This window comes from Massilia sp. CT11-108, assembly GCF_047302915.1.
Classification (GTDB): Bacteria; Pseudomonadota; Gammaproteobacteria; order Burkholderiales; family Burkholderiaceae_D; genus Telluria; species Telluria orientalis.
On the sequence record NZ_JBKYMO010000643.1, the window covers coordinates 1 to 2,668 of the forward strand.

Sequence of the window (2,668 nt, forward strand, 5' to 3'; positions counted from 1 at the left end):
CATTCGCGCCGGGATCGACGCCGCCGCCCCAGCCCCCGTCGCCCGACCAGGCGGCGCAGGTGAGCAACGAACCCACGGGCCTGCAGGTCGCGTTGCAGGCCCAGAACCTGCAACAGCCGATGGTCAAATCCTTCCTGCTGGGGGAACCATGAGAACGCGCCAGCGCCGGCCTGCGCGCGAACGCGGCGTGGCCGTGATCACCGCGCTGCTGCTCACCACGCTGGCGATCTCCATCGTCGCCAGCCTGTTCTGGCAGCAGCAGGTGCAGGTGCGTTCGATGGAAAACCAGCGCCTGCACTTGCAGACCAAGTGGATCCTGCGCGGCGCGCTCGACTGGTCGACGCTGGTGCTGTTCCAGGACGGCATCGACCACCGCGACTACACGTCGCTCGACCAGGTTTGGGCGACGCCGCTGGCGGAAACGCGCCTGGACCAATACGTCGAACGCCAGCGGGTCGAAGGAGAAACGTTCGATGCAAGCCTGTCCGGTAACATTACCGACGCATGCTCGCGTTACAATTTGCGCAACCTGGGAATGAGCCGCGGGTTGCCGGATCCGCAGCAGCTGGAGATCTTCAAACGCCTGCTGAACAACCTGCAGCTGGACCAGGGCCTCGCGCTGCGCATCGCGAACTTCGTCGCGGCCGGTTTGCCGGCCACGATGGAAGAGGGCAACGATCCGACGCGGCAGCAGGTCGCGCCCGTGGTCGGCGCGCCGTTGAAGGTATTGCAGGTGGAAGATCTGTTGTCGGTGCGGGGCGTGACGCCGGCCATCGTCGAGCGGCTGCGGCCGTTCGTGACGGTGCTGCCGGAAAAGACGCCGGTGAACGTCAACACGGCGCCGGCGGAAGTGTTGGCGGCCGTGGTGCCGGACATGTCGGTGTCGGAAGCGAATACGCTGATCGTGCGGCGCAAGCAGGCGGCGTGGCGCGGTCTCAATTATTTCGAGACCGAGATCGGCGACAACCGGAAGCCGGCGCAGGATTCGGCGAGCGTGAAAAGCGACTGGTTCCTGGTCGACAGCCGCATCCGCCTGGATCGGGCCGCGCTGGATGCGCAGGCGCTGATCCACCGGTCGTCGAACCTGGTGGCGGGCAGCGGGCCGAAAGTGGTGTGGATCCGCCAGTATTGAACATTGAAGAGAAGTCTCGAGGGATAGCGCAGGGCATGTTAAAACGACCAACAGAAGATCGAGAAAGCGAGACAGTTTGAGCACACTTTATATCCGGCATCCTGCGCGTGCCGAAGGTGAACATGCGTTGTGCCGCTTCGCCCTCGTCACCGATGGCGGCGGCGAGCAGCAGCACGATGCGGCGGCTCGTGCCGACCAGGTCGCCCAGGTTGCGCAGCGGGCCTTCGCCATGCTGGTCGATCGCGCCGCCATCGGTGACGAGGGCGAAGCGGCACAACGCATGTTCACCTTCGGCACGCGCAGGATGCCGGATATAAAGTGTGCTCAAACTGTCTCGCTTTCTCGATCTTCTGTTGGTCGTTTTAACATGCCCTGCGCTATCCCTCGAGACTTCTCTTCAATGTTCAATACTGGCGGATCCACACCACTTTCGGCCCGCTGCCCGCCACCAGGTTCGACGACCGGTGGATCAGCGCCTGCGCATCCAGCGCGGCCCGATCCAGGCGGATGCGGCTGTCGACCAGGAACCAGTCGCTTTTCACGCTCGCCGAATCCTGCGCCGGCTTCCGGTTGTCGCCGATCTCGGTCTCGAAATAATTGAGACCGCGCCACGCCGCCTGCTTGCGCCGCACGATCAGCGTATTCGCTTCCGACACCGACATGTCCGGCACCACGGCCGCCAACACTTCCGCCGGCGCCGTGTTGACGTTCACCGGCGTCTTTTCCGGCAGCACCGTCACGAACGGCCGCAGCCGCTCGACGATGGCCGGCGTCACGCCCCGCACCGACAACAGATCTTCCACCTGCAATACCTTCAACGGCGCGCCGACCACGGGCGCGACCTGCTGCCGCGTCGGATCGTTGCCCTCTTCCACCGTGGCCGGCAAACCGGCCGCGACGAAGTTCGCGATGCGCAGCGCGAGGCCCTGGTCCAGCTGCAGGTTGTTCAGCAGGCGTTTGAAGATCTCCAGCTGCTGCGGATCCGGCAACCCGCGGCTCATTCCCAGGTTGCGCAAATTGTAACGCGAGCATGCGTCGGTAATGTTACCGGACAGGCTTGCATCGAACGTTTCTCCTTCGACCCGCTGGCGTTCGACGTATTGGTCCAGGCGCGTTTCCGCCAGCGGCGTCGCCCAAACCTGGTCGAGCGACGTGTAGTCGCGGTGGTCGATGCCGTCCTGGAACAGCACCAGCGTCGACCAGTCGAGCGCGCCGCGCAGGATCCACTTGGTCTGCAAGTGCAGGCGCTGGTTTTCCATCGAACGCACCTGCACCTGCTGCTGCCAGAACAGGCTGGCGACGATGGAGATCGCCAGCGTGGTGAGCAGCAGCGCGGTGATCACGGCCACGCCGCGTTCGCGCGCAGGCCGGCGCTGGCGCGTTCTCATGGTTCCCCCAGCAGGAAGGATTTGACCATCGGCTGTTGCAGGTTCTGGGCCTGCAACGCGACCTGCAGGCCCGTGGGTTCGTTGCTCACCTGCGCCGCCTGGTCGGGCGACGGGGGCTGGGGCGGCGGCGTCGATCCCGGCGCGAATG

The 2,668-nt window shown here is 65.1% G+C and carries 2 protein-coding genes; one reads left to right on the top strand and one right to left on the bottom strand.

The genetic code is table 11. The annotated features are described in order from the left end of the window. The first annotated feature begins 148 nt into the window (after positions 1-148). Complete coding sequence (gene gspK, locus ACEN88_RS28800) at positions 149-1,132, top strand: type II secretion system minor pseudopilin GspK (RefSeq protein WP_413345205.1); 984 nt, start codon at positions 149-151, stop codon at positions 1,130-1,132. Positions 1,133-1,536: 404 nt separating this feature from the next. On the opposite strand, the gene gspK (ACEN88_RS28805) is transcribed toward gspK (ACEN88_RS28800), so the two are convergent. Further along, on the bottom strand, positions 1,537-2,520 hold the full coding sequence (gene gspK, locus ACEN88_RS28805; protein WP_413345207.1) for a type II secretion system minor pseudopilin GspK: 984 nt from the start codon (positions 2,518-2,520) through the stop codon (positions 1,537-1,539). Positions 2,521-2,668 lie beyond the last annotated feature (148 nt).